At 60.6% G+C, this 17,775-nt stretch carries 14 protein-coding genes; 1 reads left to right on the forward strand and 13 read right to left on the reverse strand.

The window, feature by feature from the left end; translation table 11 throughout:
- Positions 1-7 precede the first annotated feature (7 nt).
- The 13 genes from tssM to IMX17_RS03065 form a co-directional block, all read right to left on the reverse strand.
- Positions 8-3,643: a type VI secretion system membrane subunit TssM gene (tssM, locus tag IMX17_RS03005; RefSeq protein WP_193549321.1), complete on the reverse strand. Its 3,636-nt coding sequence runs from the start codon at positions 3,641-3,643 to the stop codon at positions 8-10.
- A complete protein-coding gene (locus tag IMX17_RS03010; RefSeq protein ID WP_080350155.1) occupies positions 3,643-4,845 on the reverse strand; it encodes a DotU family type VI secretion system protein in 1,203 nt (400 codons plus the stop codon). Before IMX17_RS03010 ends, tssM begins: the two co-directional genes overlap by 1 nt.
- 21 nt (positions 4,846-4,866) lie before the next feature.
- Positions 4,867-6,213: a type VI secretion system baseplate subunit TssK gene (gene tssK, locus IMX17_RS03015; protein WP_033644304.1), complete on the reverse strand. Its 1,347-nt coding sequence runs from the start codon at positions 6,211-6,213 to the stop codon at positions 4,867-4,869.
- Positions 6,214-6,253: 40 nt separating this feature from the next.
- On the reverse strand, positions 6,254-6,784 hold the full coding sequence (gene tssJ, locus IMX17_RS03020) for a type VI secretion system lipoprotein TssJ (protein ID WP_033643551.1): 531 nt from the start codon (positions 6,782-6,784) through the stop codon (positions 6,254-6,256).
- Between the two features lie 29 nt (positions 6,785-6,813).
- Positions 6,814-7,314, reverse strand: coding sequence for a type VI secretion system accessory protein TagV (gene tagV, locus IMX17_RS03025; protein ID WP_033643550.1), 501 nt, complete (start codon positions 7,312-7,314; stop codon positions 6,814-6,816).
- A 48-nt stretch (positions 7,315-7,362) separates the two neighbouring features.
- A complete protein-coding gene (locus tag IMX17_RS03030; RefSeq protein ID WP_033643549.1) occupies positions 7,363-7,755 on the reverse strand; it encodes a DUF4150 domain-containing protein in 393 nt (130 codons plus the stop codon).
- Between the two features lie 17 nt (positions 7,756-7,772).
- Positions 7,773-8,408 carry a DUF3540 domain-containing protein gene (locus tag IMX17_RS03035; RefSeq protein WP_046896575.1) on the reverse strand — a complete coding sequence of 212 codons (636 nt, stop codon included), beginning with the start codon at positions 8,406-8,408 and terminating at the stop codon, positions 7,773-7,775.
- A gap of 30 nt (positions 8,409-8,438) precedes the next feature.
- On the reverse strand, positions 8,439-9,506 hold the full coding sequence (locus IMX17_RS03040) for a pentapeptide repeat-containing protein (RefSeq protein ID WP_182264258.1): 1,068 nt from the start codon (positions 9,504-9,506) through the stop codon (positions 8,439-8,441).
- Positions 9,503-12,049, reverse strand: a complete 2,547-nt coding sequence (locus tag IMX17_RS03045; protein ID WP_046896577.1) for a DUF2169 domain-containing protein — start codon at positions 12,047-12,049, stop codon at positions 9,503-9,505. Before IMX17_RS03045 ends, IMX17_RS03040 begins: the two co-directional genes overlap by 4 nt.
- Before the next feature lie 173 nt (positions 12,050-12,222).
- Positions 12,223-12,723 (reverse strand): hypothetical protein, encoded by a 501-nt coding sequence (locus IMX17_RS03050; RefSeq protein ID WP_117187363.1) that lies wholly within the window; start codon positions 12,721-12,723, stop codon positions 12,223-12,225.
- A 102-nt stretch (positions 12,724-12,825) separates the two neighbouring features.
- On the reverse strand, positions 12,826-13,215 hold the full coding sequence (locus IMX17_RS03055) for a DUF3592 domain-containing protein (RefSeq protein ID WP_033643543.1): 390 nt from the start codon (positions 13,213-13,215) through the stop codon (positions 12,826-12,828).
- Positions 13,216-13,227: 12 nt separating this feature from the next.
- Entirely contained in the window at positions 13,228-15,573 is a 2,346-nt protein-coding gene (locus tag IMX17_RS03060) for a type VI secretion system Vgr family protein (RefSeq protein ID WP_046687340.1), read from the reverse strand.
- 513 nt (positions 15,574-16,086) lie between these two features.
- On the reverse strand, positions 16,087-17,019 hold the full coding sequence (locus tag IMX17_RS03065) for a LysR family transcriptional regulator (RefSeq protein WP_046896579.1): 933 nt from the start codon (positions 17,017-17,019) through the stop codon (positions 16,087-16,089).
- Between the two features lie 97 nt (positions 17,020-17,116).
- Here IMX17_RS03065 and pcp point away from each other — a divergent pair, with 97 nt between their 5' ends.
- Positions 17,117-17,764: a pyroglutamyl-peptidase I gene (gene pcp / locus IMX17_RS03070; protein ID WP_193549322.1), complete on the forward strand. Its 648-nt coding sequence runs from the start codon at positions 17,117-17,119 to the stop codon at positions 17,762-17,764.
- Positions 17,765-17,775 lie beyond the last annotated feature (11 nt).

Below are 17,775 nucleotides of genomic sequence, written 5' to 3' on the forward strand. Positions count from 1 at the left end.
TTCGGGGCTACGGGCACGAGAAGGCCGGCAGTTGGAACGGATTGCGAATGCTGTTGGGCGTGAACTCCAGCGTGACGCGGTGGCCGTCGAGATTGAACGTCGCCTGACGGCCGAGGCCGCCGGTGCCCGAAGACTGCGCCATATCCACCAGGCGGTTCAACGCCCACGGCCCGCTGGTCACCAAACTGGCGGTGGTGCCGTTGGCCAGCGCCAGCTGCAGATGCACCTGGTTGGTATTGCGGGTGCCCGGCCAGCTGACCACCAGCGGCACCTGCGGGCCGTGGCTGTATTTGAACAGCTGCCCGTCGATATCCAGCGTCAGGTTGAGGATGTCGTTATCCATCCGCACCGGCCGCACGGTCACGCGGTAAGAGGGCGTCGCCGTGCCGTTGGCGAAAAAGGCGTCGCGGATGCGCTGCGCCTGCTGGAACGACCGCAGGATGCCTTCACCGCCGGGCAGCGTCTTGCCGTCCACGCCGGGCGTGAAACGCCAGTTGGCGCGGGTGGTATCGACCTTGCCCTGCAGGTTGTCGCGGAAGAAGCTGTCCATCAGCCCGCTGTTCGGCGCGAACATGCGCGCCAAATCATCCGGCGTCACTTCCTGGCGCGCCCGGGCCACCAACGGATAACGCCCGGCGATCGCCTGGCGGCAGAAGCTGCCGACCTCGAAGCTGATGCGCTTTTTCACGTTCTCCATCTCTTTGCGCTGGGTGTCGCTGCTGGCGCCGATCGCCAGCGACAGCAGCATCTGTTTGAACGGCACCGGCAAGCGGCCGGATTCGGCCTGCAGGCGCGGGATGATGTCGCTCGGCGGCGCCGACATGCCGCTGTTGGCCGCGCCTTGCACCGCGGTCAGGTAGCTGTACAGCTCATCGACCTGTTTCAGCACGCTGTCGAAAGGGATCGCCTTATTGCCTTCGCCCTGGCTTTGCGCCAGTTCAAGCAGCGGCGCGAAGTGCGCCATCACCAGCTGTTCCGGCTGGGCCGACACGTCGCCGTCGGCGTTGGCCGGCCGGTTGGTGAACAGCGCCTCCAGCGTGCGGTTGGCGTTTTGATTCAGCTTGTCTTCGGTTTTGGCCAGCAGCGAGCGGGAATCGGCGTCGCTTTTCTCGTCGCGCAGGGTGACGTTTTTGCTGACGTTAACCAGCAGATTGCGCATCGGCGACGGATTGCCGGACAGCAGGCGCGCGCTGCTGATGCGCTGGGTCAGGTTGCCGATGTTGGCCAGTTGGATATCGCCCAGCAGCTCATCCCAGGCGCTGATAAAGTCCTGCATGTACAGCTGGCGGATGGTCTTGGTCAGATCGGCGCTTTTCTGCTCCGGCGTCTGGCTGTTCAACACCCAGACGTCTTCCTGGCGCAGGGTATCGGTCACCGGATCGATGTTGTCGTTGAACGCTTTCCAATACCCCTGCGAGGTGAACAGGCCCGGCACGCCGTCGGTCACCGGTTTGCCGCTTTTGCGGCTGAACGCCAGTTCGGTCTGCGGACCGGCCAAATCGACCAGGCTGACCGGCTTGATGTCGGTCTGTTTCAGCAGCAGACGCTTAAGGCGGCCGTAGACGCGTTGCGACAGCGGTGCCCGATTGAGCGCGGCCTGCGCCTGCGCCACCAACGGCTCGTCTTTGGCGTAAGGCGAGGCCTGGATCTGCGTATCCAGCAGTTGGCTCAGGTGCCATTCGATCTGCTGCAGCTGTTTTTGGGTGCTGCCCTGCGGCAGGCTGCGTTGCAGGTTGAGCATCACCCAGGCGCGCAGGAATTTGCCGTCGTACTGCTTCGGCAGATACAGCATCTGGTAGGCTTTCAGCGCTTCATAGCTGAAGTCCGCGTCGCCGTGGTTATCGTTGCGCAGCGTGGCGGCGATCTGTTGCGCCACCTGCGGCAGCAGAAGTTCTTTCAGCGCTTTTTGGTACAGGGCATTGCCGGCGTCGCCGACCTGATCGCCGCGGAACAATCCCATGCGATAGGTGAACGGCGGATCGTCCAGCGAAAAGTTCTGGCTGTCCGGCAGATGCAGCAGGCTGTTGAGGAACGGCAGCAGCGAGAACATATCGCCGTTGCCCAACTGGGTCAGGCTTTGCCCCTGGCGCTCGACGCCGGGCACCTTGGCGGCCACTTCCGCCAGATAGGCCTTGTTGTTGCCGTAGCTGGTGAACCACAACATCGCCAGCACCGCCAGGATCACCGCCAGCGCGATGTACCCTGCCCAGTGCAGGGCGCGGTTGCGGTATTCCCACCAGCGGTTGCTGCCCGCCAGCCCGGACTCCTGGAAGATCACCGATTCCAGCGTCTCTTTCAGGAAGAAGCTCTGGCCTTTGGCTGCCGGGATCGGCGTTTCCTGGCCCACGCTGTCCCAGGCCGCGTTGGCCTGCGCCCCTGAGCTGGCCGTCGGCAGCTGCAGATAGCGGTTCAGTTCGCCCATCACCCGGTCAAACGGCAGACCTTCCTGAGTGCCGCTGGTGAAGTAGATGCCGCGCGGGGTAAAGCGGGTTTCAAAACTGGAGGTGGCGAACACCTGTTCCAGATAGTGGCCGAGCAGCGGGCGCAGCGCGGCGAATTCCTGCGGGAATAGATAGCTTTCGGCGCGTTGGCGCGCGTCGTGCTCCATCAGCAGCGTATCCGGCAGCGCCGCATCCAGCCGTTGTTGCAGCAGGGCGTATTGTTGTTCGAAGGCGGCGTTCAGGTTGAAGTCCGGCTGCCGCGAGCGCTCGTAAGGGAAGGTGAATCCCCAGATCTGGTCGCGCTGGGCTTTGTCGAAGCTGCCGAAATAGGCCATAAAGCCGTTGAGCAGGTCGGTTTTGGTCACCAGCACATAGACCGGGAAGTGAATGCCCAGCTGTTCGTGCAGTTCTATCAGGCGTTTGCGCAGCGCGCTGGCCTGCGCGGCGCGCGCTTCCGCACTGTCGCTCAGCAGATCGGCGACGCTGATGGTGACCATCACGCCGTTGATCGGCTGGCGGGTGCGATATTTTTTCAGCAGCGCGACGAAGCTTTGCCATTCGCCGGCGTCTTCTTCACGCTGGCTTTCCTGGGTGGTGTAGCGGCCGGCGGTGTCGAGCAGCACCGCGTCGTTGGTAAACCACCAGTCGCAGTTGCGGGTGCCGCCCACGCCGCGCAGCGCGGACTTGCCGAAGCGATCCGCCAGCGGAAAATGCAGGCCGGAGTTGACCAGCGCGGTGGTTTTACCGGCGCCGGGCGCGCCGATGATCACATACCACGGCAGCTGATACAGATATTGGCGGCTGAAGCGGGTCATCCAGCGATGTTTGCCATCGCCCTGGCCCGGGGCGAAGCGCGCCTTTTTTAACAGCTGCGCCGCTTCGTCGAAACGCTGGGCCAGCGGATCGTCTGGTTTGATCTCGGGCTTGCCGTCTTCCGCCGGCACGGCTTCGGCGGTGCGCAGGTTGCTCAGCAGGCGGCTGTTGAACCAGGCACTGTAGAGGCGCGGGATCAGGCGGCACAGGAACCAAATCAGGTAGATAGCGCCGATGGCGATCTGGCGGTTGAGTTCCGGCTCCAGCGGGCGATAGTCACCGATGGCGACCAGCGGGCCGATCGTCCAGATGATGAACGCCAGCGCGGTGATGCCGACAAAGCCCCATAGCAGGCGGCTGGTGATGATGGAGAATAACGTACTGAGCATTACTTTCCGGTTCCTTGCGGCAAGCCGTTGATTTCCGCCTGGGTGTTTTCCGGGGCGACCAACAGCGTAATTTCTACCCGGCGGTTCAACGCGCGGTTCACTTTGTTATCGTTCGGCGCGACGGGGTTGCTCTCGCCGCGGCCCTCGGCCTTGACCCGCTGCGGGTTGGCGAGGTGTTTTTGCAAGCGGGCGCTGACCGCTTCGGCGCGCGCCAGCGACAGCTCCCAGTTGGAGGCGAAGCGGGCGCTGCGGATCGGCAGGTTGTCGCTGTAGCCGGTGACCAGGATTTTGCCGCTGACGCCGTTCATGGCGGCGGCGATGCGGTCGATGACCGGGATATAGTTGGCGCGCACCGTGGTGGCGGCGGAGTCGAACAGCCCGTCGCCTTTGAGGATCACCACGCTTTGCTGCGCTTCGTCGCGCACCACCACCAATCCTTCGGCGATCTCCTTGCGCAGGAAACTTTTCAGGCTCAGCGTCGGTGGCGCGGCCGGCGCCGGGTTACCGATCGCCACCTGCGGCAGATTGGTTTGGTAAATCGCCGCCAGCACCGGGCTGGTGTTGTCACCCAGCCGCCAGTTGAGGGCGATAAACAGCAGCGAAGCCAGGAAGCCGGTCAGCGCCACGCAGGCCCACAGCGGCACCAGCGGACGCCACAGTTTCTGTTGTACCGGCAGATCCAACGCATGAGGCGACAGGGGTGGGGCGTAGCCGCCGCGCACCGACCGAATCAGCTGCAGCAGGCGCTGCTTCATGGTTTCCAACTGCGAGCGGCCGTTTTCCATCACCCGGTAGCGGCCTTCAAAGCCCAGCAGCAGGCAATAATTGATCAGTTCCAGCAGATTGATGTGCTCGCGCGGGCTCTGCGACAGCTTGGCCAGCAGCTGGAAGAACTTCTCGCCGCCCCAGGTTTCGTTATGGAAGGTCACCAGCAGCCCGCTGCCGGACCACACGCTGTTGCTGCCCCACGGGGTTAGCGCCGCCGCTTCATCCAGCGCGGTGCACAGACAATAACGCGCGCCGATGATCACTTCGTACGGCAGGTTGGCGCGTTGGCCGCGGATCTCGAAGCGGCGCATTTCGTCGATCAGCTGTTGGCGCAGCTGCGCCGGGTTGGCGTGCGTGGCCGATTGGCGGATCTGCGAAATGGCGTTCAGCAGCGGGTTGGCGGCGTCCACCAGCGGGTTGGCCGCCGGCGCCATGCTATTTTCCTGAGTCATAGGTTACCGGTCCGTATGGCTGCGAATCGCCCAAAATTCCATGTCCAGCCCCGGGAATTCGCCGGCCAGGTGCAGGGCGAAGGCGCTGGATTTTTCCATCTGTTTCCACAGGTCGCCGCCTTTTTCCAGCTCGAAATAGGTGTAGCCGGCGTGATAAGGGATCTGACGCGGCGCAACGGGCATGGTGCGCAGACCGATGCCTGGCAGCTGCAGCTGCACCAGATCGCGGATGCGCGTGACCGGGGCGATCTTCATCTGCGCCGGGAAGTGGGTCAGCAATACCTCGGCGGCCACGTCGGCGCGCACTGCCAAGACGAAGCCGAAGTCGCGCATCATTTTGGCGTCTTGCACGGTGGCGACGTTCAGGCCGTGGGAGCGCTCGACCAGCGTCAGCTGAATGGCGTTGTCCTCCAGCACCACCGACAGCCCTTGCCGCAGCAACAGCATCAGCTTGCCGAAGCACAGCGCCAGGTTGTCGTGGTCATACACCGGCAGGCGGCCTTCCGGGGTGCGCTGCGCCGAGAAGCTGGCGAGTTCGGTGGCGAACTGCAGCCAATCGGCGAACAGGCGCTCCGGGTGCAGATGGTCGAGGTGGTAGGCATGGCTCACCTGACCGAGATGGCGGTTGATCAGCTGCAGCAGCATGAAATCGACCATTTCGGAACTGCCGCCGCGGCCCGGTTGCAGCAGGCGTTGACTCATCTGCTGGCTGCGCTGTTGCAGCAGACCCTGCAGATCGTTGATGAAGGTCTTCAGTACCGGGTTGCCCTGACAGTTCAGCATCGGCGGGATTTGCGCCGTATCGAGACGCAGGCTGTTGTCGCCGCGCTTTTCCAGCACGCGGGTCACGCCGAGCGCCGTCCATTCGGCGTTCAGCTCGCTCTCCAGCATCAGCCGCAGGCGCAGGCGACCGAATTGCAGCGCCGCGCTGCCCACCGAGACGGCGTTGAGATCGTCGACTTCGGTCTCGTAAGCCAGATAGCGCGCCAGCGCTTCCGGGCTTTCCTGAAAGATCACGTCTTCACGCCCCGCGCGATAGGTCGGCAGAGCCAGCACCACGTTTTCACCGGTCTTGTTGTCGGCGATGGCCAGCGGCGCGGGCGCCTGCTGGGCGCCGGAGAAGCGAAACGGCGTGCCGTCGGGCATGATGCCGCTGGCGGCGTTGAGCGCGATCTTGCCCTGGCGCAGCAGCGTTTGGTCCAGATCCAGGGTGAGAAATCCCCAGAAACAGCCGCTGTGGGCCTGGCCCCAGTTGCGCATATAGCCTTCGAGATAGTTTTCCGCCTGCTGGAAATGGTGAGGGCGCAAAAACATTCCCTCAGTCCAGACAACCTTATGAGCATCTTTCATCATCACACCTATAGTTACTTCGCTTCAGCGCAGCGGTAGGTCAGTCGACCTTTTTTACGGGGCGCAGGCCACTCACGCCCGCGACGATATGCGCTTCCAGCTCATCCGGCGAGAATTGCCATACCTTGTAGAAATTGGTTTCGGTGGGTTCCGGCAGCGGCAGTGAAATGCGCCAGGTCTTGCCGTCCAGATTTTGATATTCGGCGATCACGCCGATATAACGTGCGTCCAATGTGCTTTGCCCACCGAGCTTTTTGCCGGTCTGGCCCGGCGTCAGGAAGAACTGATCGCTGTCCAGCAGGCTGTTGCCGAGCACGCTTTTGGCGTCGTTTTGCAGACTGAAAAAGTCGGCTTCCATGAATTCCGCATCCGAGCGCAGCAGCAGCACGCGAATTTTGATCGGCGCCGGTTGAGCGCCGGCGGCGGCGTTGACCTGGCGGTCAGCGTCGAAGACCAGGCTGTAACGCGCCGGCACGCTTTTCGCGGAAGACATGCAGCCGCCGAGCGCCAGCGCGCCCAGCAGCAGAAACAGCATCCCGCACCAGCGGGAAGCGATAGGGGTCGTCGTCATGGGAATCTCGTCGCCCGCAGGCGTGCTGACTACTGGAGGATCCAGGTGGCTGAGCCGGCGTTTTTGCACGCCTTGCTGTCGCCGCCGACTTTAACGCAGTCCTGCTTGGCGGCGCGCGCGCGGCGCGGCAGATCTTTGCGCAGCGTCGCTTTGTAGCGTGCTTCCGGCACGCCGGCGTTGGCCTGGATATACCCCACCAGATCGCCGCCGCGGATGGCGGAGATCGCCAGCCAGTTGTTTTCCACTTCGCCCAGCGCGTAGAACGCGGCGGCGTTGTCCAGGCTGCCGACGGCGGTGCCGGTATAATTCGGGCTGCTCATGATGCTGGCGGCGTACAGGCTGCGGTACTCCTCACCGATCGGTTTGAACTGTTTCGGCGCGCTCACCGCGGCGCGGTGTTTTAGCGTGACGCCGTTGACTTCACTGCTGACGATGGCGTCGTTATTGAGCGCCGGCGGCGGTGGCGGTGGGGTGGAGCAACCGGCAAGCGTCAGGGCGGTCAACAGCGTCAGGGTAATCCGTGTTTTCACAATGTCCTCTTTTTCTTGATTGAATGGCTGTGTAATAAGGCGCCGTCATCAGGGCGCAAGCAGCAACACTTTTAATTGGCTCGGCACGATGCGCATGCCGAGCGCGTTGGTGGAGTTCTGCAGGCTGAGGCTGGTCAGCCGGGTGGCCGGGGTGCCTTTGAGCAGCACGGTAAAGGCGCCGGTCAGGTGGCGGGACGGCCCCATCACCGTGCCGGAAGCGACGCCGGTGGCCACGCCGGGGTTGTCGCCATTGGTCAGGGGCGTCACCGTCGCCATGTTGTGCGCCGGGGTGCCGACGAACAGAATGTTGAACGCGTTCGGGATGGCGGTCGGCGCCAGGGCGATATCCGGGTAGGGAATGGGCACCGGCGCCGGGCTTGGCGTCAGACAGACGTCGGGAAACGCCAGGTCTACGCCGATCATTTGGCTGTTGGCAAACATAAAAGGCCTCCGCAAGGTTATCCGACGTGGATCTGTTCCGAATCCAGCTTGGTGATGTCTTTCGAGGTAATCAGCGTGTTGCGAGCATGAATACGGGCGTAATCTTCCGCCTGATAATCCAGCTGACCGGCGCGCACGTGCTCGGTCTGGCGCACTTTGCGAAACAGCGAGTGGCTGATCTGGCTGACCGAATGCCACAGTGACTCGCAGCGTTTGCCGACCAGACGGCTGATGCTGACGAAAGCCGAGAGTTCTTCGCCGCTGTATTTCATCTTGTCGACGTGGCAGTCGCCGCTGTTCGCTTGCAGGGTCATGGCGTCGCCGCTCAGGTTCAGCGCCTGCGCGCCGTGCAGCGACAGCGAGCCGTGCAGCGTTTCAATGTGCAGATCGCCTTCGACGCTCAGCCGCGCCGCATTTTGCGGTTCCACGCGCTCGAGGACGGCGATCGCCCACAGCTGGTGGCCGCAACCGGCGACCAGTACGCTATCGCCGAGGGCCGGCGTCAGCAGGCAGCTGGCCGCACGGCGGCAATGCCAGCCGCGGCCTTCACATTCCACCACCAGGCTGCCGTCCGGCAACAGGTTGACGACCTGGCCGGCGGCCTGCTGGGGCGGCGCGATGTTGACGGCGCGAGTAGTGTTGACAACGCTCATGGTGATCCCCTCGTGAAGTGGTCAATACGTTCAAATGCGGCTCTGGCGCTGTGCGCTCCAGATTTCGGCGGCGTACAGCTCTTCGTCGCGCTCGAGAATGCCGCTGCGGTCGCCCCAGCGCGTTTGCTGCTGGTGGGCGCGGTGCATGCGGGTGCGCATGAAGCGCGCATGCCGGAAATCGGCGGCGCCGATGTCGGCATAACAAAAATCGGCGTAGGTCAGGTCGCTGTCGCTGAAATCACAGCGCGCTGCGCGGCTGTGCTGGAACACGCCCTGATACAGACGCGCCTGGTTGAAGTTGGCGGCGTCCAGCGTCGCTTCGCTGAAAATCGCCTGATCGAACTGCCCGCCGCGGCACTGCGCCTGAGTCAGGTTGGCCTCCATCCACAGCGACTGCTGCGCCTGCACGCCCGTCAGGTTGGCGCGCCGCAGCGAAGCGCCCTTGAAATTGCTTTGGCGCAGCGTCGCCTGGCTGAAGTCGACGTCGTCCAATTGGTTATCGGTAAACTGGCAGGCGATCAGGCGCTGCCCGGCGTAACTTTTGCCGCGGTGGTCGCATTCGAAAAACGTGACGCGGTCGAAATCTGCCCCTGCAAATTCTGTGTTACAGAGGGTTAAGCGAAAAAACGTGACAAGAGAAAGTCGCGCATGCTCCAACGTGGCGCCGTCGAGCGGGCTTTCGTAAAACGTGGTGCGATCGTGCTGAGTGGCGGAAAAGTTCGCACCGGCCAATTGGCATGACATCCAGTGGCTTTGGGTGAGCGGCAGACGGCTGAAATCACCCTGTTCAAGCCGGCAATCGTTGAACATCGTCAGCTCGATATGACTCTCGCTGAAGCGGCTGGCCGACATGGCGCACTGATTGAAGGCCGTTTGCTTGAGGTTAGCCTGAGTAAACAGAGCGTGCTCGAGCCGGCAATCGCTGAATACGCTGTCGCGCAGATCGCAATCGGAGAAGTCCACGCCGTTCAGGTTCAGCGCGTTGAACATCGCGCCGGCCAAATCCATACCCGCGAATGACAGGCCGTGCAAATCCTCACCGGAAATCGGTTCGCCGCGTTTTACACGCTGGCGTATCTGCTCTGGCGTTGAGGTCATACTTCTTTCCCGTTGTGGCGAGGCAATGTTTTCACTCTGGCGGTATAGGCATCGTCGAGCCGGGTCGCCTTGTCCACTTTCGACTGCGACAGATCGGCCCGGAACAGATTGGCGCCCTGCAGGTCGGCGCCTGACAGCACGCACTTTTGCAGGATCGCCGCAATAAAGTTGGCGTCGCGCAGGTTGGCGCGCGTCAGATCGCTGCGAATGAACAGGCTGCCGCTGCCGTTGGCCTGATTGAAGTCGGCCTCGTTCAGCCGCGTTTCCGACAGATCGCAATTGTTGAGGCGCGCGCGGCTGAAACTCGCCCGCTGCAACGGCATCTGACGCAAATTGCACTGGTTCAGCGTCGCGTCGCTGAAATCCACCTGGGGCAACAGCGTCTTTGCCGCAAAGGCACAGGCCGTCAGGCGCGCGGCGCGGAAGCTAAGGTTTTGCGTTTCGGTATCAACCCAGGCGCAGCTTTCCAGCCGTGCCTGCTCGAATTTCACCGCCAGCAGCCGGCATTTGATGAAGCTGACTTTGTCGAGCCGGGCGTGACTGAATGTCAGTTGCTCCAGCTGCAGCTCCATCAGCGTAATGTTGGCCAACGTGGCGCGGCTGAAATCACACTGTCCGAGCAAGGTTTCGTACCCCAGCAAATCGCGTAAAGACGCCATCGTGAAGTCGCAGCGTTGAAACAACGTTTGTTGAATATTGGTTTCATGCAGCTGCGCGCCGCCGAAATCCGTCGCTTCGCATTTCGCCAGGGCCAAAGAGGCGTGGCTCAGATCCGCCTGCTGCAAGACGGCACCGCAGAGATCGGTGCGCGCCAACATCGCCTCGCGAAGGTCACAGCCCACCAACCGGGCTTGGCGCAGATTGGCGTTTTCCAGCAACGTGCCGCGCAAGGTGGCATGGCTGAGGTCCATGCCGGACAGATCGGCGCCGGTGAGGTCCAGGCCGCTGAGATCTTTATCGCGCTGCATGGCCGCGGTGACGCGTTGGCGAATGATCTGTGCCAGATCGCCGCTTAAGCGCAGCGCCGGGCTTTGCGCCTGTGCCGACATTAAATACATTTGGTGCAGCGCGCGCTCGCTTTCCCCCAACTGCTTGTCGCTAAACGCGTCGGGGCGTTGACGCGCCTGTTGAAACAGCTGGTCGCGCTGCTGTTGGTAGCTTTCCGCGCCGGAAAGGTCGGCGGGGCCAGGGCCGTCAATATCAATGCCGTTTGCCTGCGCGTCATCGCGGATTTCACGATAATGCGCTTCAGCGCGCTGTTCCATGCCGTCGACAAACTCGGCCAGCTGATCCAAAGAGGGCATCGGTTCAGCTGGCGGCGCGGCAAACATGTCGTCGATGTCTCGGCCTTCGCGCTGCAGACGTTGGCGGTGTTGTTCGCGTTGGTGATGCTCGTAGGCGGCGATGTTTTCCACCATCGGGCTTTGCTGCGTTGGCGTTTCCGTATCGAGCCAGGGGCCAATACAGCACTCCGGCAGCAAATCTTTTTCACGAAAAGCGTGTAGAGCGCCATGCTCTTTATCAAGCCGCCGATCGAGCACCTGCCGATAATGCGCGACGGTGCGGCTTTTACCCTCAATTTCCAGCGCCGGCATGAGCTGCATGACGTCTGCGGCATCGTCTTCATTGATGGGAAGGCTGCCCTGGTAGATCAACAGCATTTGTTCGCGATGAGGAAAGAACCACACGGTGGTGTGGCGCATCGCGACTTCCCCGAAATGCGCTTCGCCGCCGCGCAGCCGGTTAATGAAGCAGCGTGCGCGCCACGGCGGCAAACGGCCTTGCTGAACCGGCTCTGAAGGGTGCATGTTCCATATCCGGTAGGCGGCCTGAAGCGGCAAGCTGTCGCGTTGGGGAAACTGCTGATCGCTTTCCGCCATGTTGAACAGGCGCCAGTCGATATCGTTGGCAAAGCCGGGAAAACCGTGTTTCAACCAGTCGGCGTCGTAGTTTTTACCGATACGTGAGAAGCGGCGCGGCCAGGTGATATCCAACGCGTCAAAGCTTGCCGGCTGCGCGCTTTGCCGAGGAGACGCGAGGCGCTCCTGCAGCGGTTCAACATTGGGTAGGCGATGAATGCGGCCCTGCGGAAATGTTTCTGGAGTGGCGCCGATGCCGTGCGGATTATCGGCGAACTGAGCCCCGCCGTAAGCCCGGCGCCAGTCCAGACGCATTTCTGCAAAAGGGAGAGGAGAGGAGGGGCGATCGTTGATCCAATGACGATCGCCGAAAACCACCAGCGTTTTCTCCAGCGAATCAAGCTGGATCTTCACGGCGCAGGCGGTTTTGTCTTGTTGATGGTGGGTGTAGGCGTTGCCGGTGGCGAGAAACTCCGCACAGGCTTTCGGAATAGCCAAATCGAGCACGCCGCCGCTCAGCGTAAGTTCGTCGGCGGCCAATTGCCACAGCTCCGGTTCGGGGCGCAGGCGCGGGGAAGCCCCCATGTCGGCCAAGGCCAAAATGGAAACGCCCAGATGATTTTGCCCTTGCCAAGAGAAGGGGCGATGAAGCGCGCTGAGGCGCAGAGGTTTTACGACTTTCATTGTGTGTGTAAAGCTTCCTGTGGATATCAGCCGGCAGCCAGGCTGCTTGCTCAAAAACAATCCGTTTTTCGGTTTAATAGATATCAGGCTATGTCACAACAGATGAAGAAAACGATGCGGCGTCCAGAGCCGATCGCGAATGCGGGGAGCGTTTCCTCGCGTCAAAGGGATTATCAAGAGGACAGTGCGTTGTCCTTCCCGCTTATTTTACGAGCCAGCAGTACGACGGCGACGGACAATGCCGCGGCGATCGCCTTGGCGGTAAATTGGCCTGCACTCTCCAGATGATAGGGGGCAAAAAAGCCGACGCCGGCGGTGCCCAGAATCAGCAGCGCGGCGAGCGGGGCAAAACAGCACAGTTCTATCGCCAGCGCCAGTCTGCCGGGGGCCGCCGCACCCAGATAACCCATCAAAAAACCGGGCAAAATCAGGAACCCGATCAGCTCCGCGGGCGCGTTCACCGCAGACATCACCTGCTGGTTGTACTTCAAGATTGCTAGCATCAGTGCGACAAAGATCAGCAACCGGACGGACAATGCCGCCGTTCTGCCCGCGGGTAAGACGGTCTTGCAAATAGCGGCGATCAATACGCCGCCAACCAGGATGCCTAAGAAGGTAAACAGGATTTGTCCCCAGAGGCTGTCCTGCGTCGAAAAGGCAATAAACGCGCCCATCGTGACACTTCCTTATGCAAGGTGATTTAGCGAACTGATGGACGACAAGTCGTTTTCACAACGTTGAAATCGGATCGCGTTGATTGAAAAGGTTCTTTTCGCTCAAAGTCGGGATAACTCTTCGATCACCGCTTTTTTGGGGTTCTTGGGATCGTACTTTATCGCGGTGAAATGACCCGGCTGATAACGCGGCAGATCAACGACGCTGATCGGGCCTTTCGCTACGGCCGTATGGTTTTTTCCGTCTTGGGCGATGTACTTGACTTCCACTTCGCAGACCGGCCGATTCCCGTCCCACAGGTTGGTCTGGCGGATGCTGACGATTTGCCCGGAGGCGGAAACTCCGTTCTCCATCACGCTGAGAGAAGAACCGATGTGTTTGAAATAGCCCCAGATATCGACCGTGATGAATTTGAAAAAACCCACCAGGCTGAGAATAGGGGCCAATAAAATCAAACCGATTACGGTGAAGATATTTTTGGCTTTGGACATGGGCATCCCTACTTATAAAAAGATCGCCAGCGCCTTGCTGCTCAATCGCAAAGAACCGTTGGTTATTAAGGCCCCAAGCTGCGTGAACGTCATGGGATCGTTGCTTAGCTTGAAATTGGTTTTGCTGATCGAAAGCGGGTTATGGGAAACATCGAACATCGTGTGCTTGACGCTCAGCCCCGTTAAGGCAAGGTTGGCGCCTATCGCGGTCCACTTATAGCCGTGGCAGTTATCTTTCCAGGTGGGCGCCGAAATAGACACGCCGTCCTCGCTGGTAATGCTGATGGTTTTTGCCGTGATGGTCAGCGAACCGCTAATGGTCGTTTGCTGATCGTTTTTGTAGGTTTCTTTGACATTCCCCGTGATGTCGGTGGTCTGGCCGCCGGCCTCCACCGTCAGCGTCTGACCGCCTGCGGTGACGGTAGTGGTTTGCCCGCCGGCGGTGATGGTGGTGTGCTGCCCGCCGGAGGTGATGTTGACCGTCTGCCCCTTGTTGATGGTGTTGGTCTGTTGCCCCTCGGTAATGTCGAGGGTCTGGTCGCCCTTCACCGTGACATGCTGGGTTTGCGTAATGTTTTGCGTCTGCGCGCCGTCAAGCTTGAAGGACTGATTGCCGGTGATGTCGATCTTATCGCCGCCGTCGATAATCGTCAGGGCGCGGCCGCCTTTGATGTTCACCGTCTGGTGAGCGTTCAGGTTGGCGGTTTCCAGCCCATCGACGGTGGTGGTGCGTTTCGCTTTGTACAGGAACGTGGCGTCGCCGGTGACGGTATCGTTCTGCTGGCGACCGATGGTGGTGGTGCGACTGCCGTCAATATTGACGTTCTTGTCGTTTTCCACCGTCATGTTCATGTTGCGTTCGGCGTGCATGTCGAAAGATTCGTTGCCGGGCGAGTCTTCCAGGAACAGGAAGCTGGCGTTGTCGACGCCGCCGCCTTTGCTGCGGCTCATAAAGCCCATTTTGGTGGCGTCGCCGGGCAGATCCCAAGGCGGCATGCTGTCTTCGTTGTAAACGCGGCCGGTGATGATGGGGCGATCCGGATCGCCGTTGATAAAGTCGACCACCACCTCCTCACCCACGCGCGGGATTTGGATCCCGCCGTATTTCCAGCCGGCCCAGGCGCTGGAGACGCGCACCCAGCAGGAGCTGGTTTCATTGCCGCTGCCGTGGCGATCCCAACGGAACTTGAGTTTCACCCGGCCATATTTATCGGTCCAGATGCTTTCGCCTTCCGGGCCAACCACTTCGGCGGTCTGCGGGCCATGGGTTTTCGGCCAGGGTGTGGTGCGCGCCGGGCGCCAGTTGATGTCCGCCGGCACCACCTGAAATTCGGTATGTTGCTCGCCAACGTCGTTATCGTTGCTGGCGTAGCTGTTTTCCTGCATGAAGTAACGCGCGCTGACCACCAGATAGGCGCGGTTGTCTTCCATGCGCGGCGCCTGGATCAGCTGAAAACGGTAGCCGGGCGCAATGCCCTGCGAACTGCCTTCGCCGCTCATCTGCTCATGCTGCGCTTCGAACTCCTGTTGGCGCACCTTGACGTAAAACTGGCCGTGGGCGTGATCGGTATAACGCCCGGGCCAGTCGAACACTTCGGCTTTGTCCTGTGCGAACGAGGCAGGATTCTGCCGGGCCTCCAGCAACCGTGCGCGCGGTTTACGAAAATCGTAGTCATCCAGGCTATACAGGCTGGGCGTGATGGCGTCCGAGACGCTCCAGCTGTTGATGCTGTCCTTGTTTTCCACCAGGCCGCCTTCCGCGAGCTGATAGGGGATGCTGGCATAGCCGGCGAGTTCCTGATGCGCCGCCGGCGCGTCGGCCAGCACCAGCGTATGGCCGTCCTGCTGGTGCGTGAAATAGTAATAGATGCCCTCATGTTCCATCAGACGACTGATGAAATCGAAATCGCTCTCCTGGTACTGCACGCAGTACCCCCAGATGCGGTAGTCGTAACTCAGACGGTTATCGATCTTCACCTGATACTGCCCCAGCACCTGGGTCAGGATGTCGGGAACGGTCTTTTCCTGATAGATGCGAAAATCGCGGTTTTGCGTCAGGTACCACAGCGTGGGGCGCAGCACGGCGCGGTAGATATAGTAGCGGTTGCCGCCGGCTTCTCGTCCGGAGAGGGTCATACGCGTGATATTGCCGTTGAGATAACGCGGGGCCATCGGGTTGCCCCGCAGCTCCAGCGTGATTTTTTGTCCCAGCAGCGATTTCAGATCGAGGCGATTGTCAGGGCTGAGCAGCTCGACGTCGAACTCGAACAGCCCGGCCAGTCTTTCCTCACCGGAAAGGCTTCTGAACAACAGCTGATGGGCGGGCAAAGGCGTGTGCGCAATGATAAGGCGATCCATACTATATCCCCGGTTTAGGCATAGCTACCGCACGAGATTTGACGCGCGATCCCGATGGCGTATCTGTCACGAATTGAGACAGGGGCTGACGAAAGATTTAACAAAGTTTACACAAAGGCACGATTTGTGCAGTCTACAATAGAGCTCTGCATTTGCAAAATAGCCTTGTGGATCAATGCTCAATTCGTTAACTCGCTCACGATCTGCTTTTTTATTATCTAAAACATATAGATACGAGCAGATCTTTTTTTATCCCAAATTATTGGGAAAATGGTAATACCAAATAATAAATCTGTAACACTTAAGTCAACGTGTTTATAAAACAACTCTTTTTTTCCGTGAAAAAAGTCACTGAGTATTTTTTATCCTTACCATTCGTTAGTTAAAGATGATCAAATATATAAATTTAACGAATGTTAATTCGGATGATTCCTATTTGGCGGGCGTGAAAAGCCCGCGGTGCGGGCCTCCGACGGTGAGTCTGAATGGTTGATAAAGCAGCAATTGATGCGGTTAGCGCGGAAGGGGATCGAGGGAAAGTCGGCTTATCAGGTCACAGAGCCAGGTTAAGGCCGGGTCGCGTTGCGCCTGTCGGCCGGCGATCAGCTCAATGGGGAAAGGCGCGATGGCCAACTCCTCAGGCAGCGGGAGAATGCGTACGCGTTGCGGATCGGAAAAACGCCGGGCCACGCTGGCGGCCAGGGTGGCGATCAGATCGCTGTCGGCGACCACCGCCGGCAGGGCGACAATGTGTGAAAAGGTCACGGCGACGCGCCGCTGGCCGCCGATTTCCGCCAGGCGGCGGTCGACCAAGCCTCTGGCGGAGCCGTCGTCAGCCGGCGCGTACAGCCCGTGCGGCAGGCTGAGGTAGCGGGCCAGATCCCAGCGGCCATCCGCCAATTGCGGGTGTGAACGGCTGGCGATACAGACCAGATGCTCTTCAAACAACGTGCGCACATAGTGGCTTTCCGCCCCGGAAAGATGCCCTCCCAGCGCGACATCCACCTCCCCGCTATCCAACTGACGGTAAATATTGCGGCGATCCAGACGCGAAACGCGAATATCGATGCCGGGTGCCGCCTGGCGCAAACGGCTGATGATGGCGGGCAGCAGCAAGATATCGGCATAGTCGCCGGCGGCCAGCGTAAAACGCCGTTGCCCGGCGGTGGCCGGATCGAAACGGGTCGGCGGGGCTAACGCCAGATGGATTTGCTCAAGCACCCGCTGTATCTGCGGCATAAGCTGGTGGGCGCGCGGCGTGGGCGCCATGCCGCCGCCGCTGCGGACAAACAGCGGATCGTTGAGCAGAATGCGCAGTCGCGCCAATGCATTGCTGACGGAAGGTTGCGCGCGGTTAAGACGCTGGCCTGCGGCGGTGACGTTACGCGTCTGATACAGCGCTTCAAACACCACCAGTAAATTGAGATCGACGTTGGCTAAATTCATTTTATGAATACTCTATATACAGATAATCCATTTCCAGAATCTTACAGCGTTCCCTAGGCTGGTAGCACACGAATTTAGCCTTCAATCAGGGGAAATGATGAACAAAGTGTTAATCACCGGCATTGAGCCGTTCGACGGTGACGCGGTGAACCCTTCCTGGCAGGTCGCGCAGGCATTGGCCGGAGAGCGTATCGCCGGCGCGGAGATCGCGGTGCTCGAGTTGCCGTGCGTATTGGGCGTGGCCAACCAGCAGTTGATCGTGGCGATTGAGGCATTGCAGCCGCTGGCGGTGATCTGTCTGGGGCTGGCCGGCGGCCGGGCCGAAATATCCCTGGAACGGGTAGCCATCAATTTGATCGATGCCCGCATTCCCGACAATGCCGGTAAACAGCCGATTGACGTGCCGGTGGTTGCCGGCGGGCCGGTGGGCTATTTCAGTACGCTACCCGTCAAGGCCGCGGTGCAGCAACTGCGCCGGCAGGGGATCCCGGCGGGCGTTTCTTACACGGCGGGCACCTATAACTGCAACCATATTTTTTATGGTCTGCGTCACTATCTGGAGACGCGGCATTCGCGGGCCAGGGGCGGATTCGTGCACATTCCGTACAGCCATGAACTGGCGGCGGCGCATCCGGGCAAGCCGAGTATGGCGCTGGCGACGATGGTGGAAGCGGTGCGCACTCTCGTACAGGTGACGCTCACGGTAGAGGAGGATGTGCAATTTGGCGACGGTGCCGTGCATTGACAAGCAGGGCG

This window comes from Serratia sp. X3 (assembly GCF_014982455.1).
Classification (GTDB): Bacteria; Pseudomonadota; Gammaproteobacteria; order Enterobacterales; family Enterobacteriaceae; genus Serratia; species Serratia ureilytica.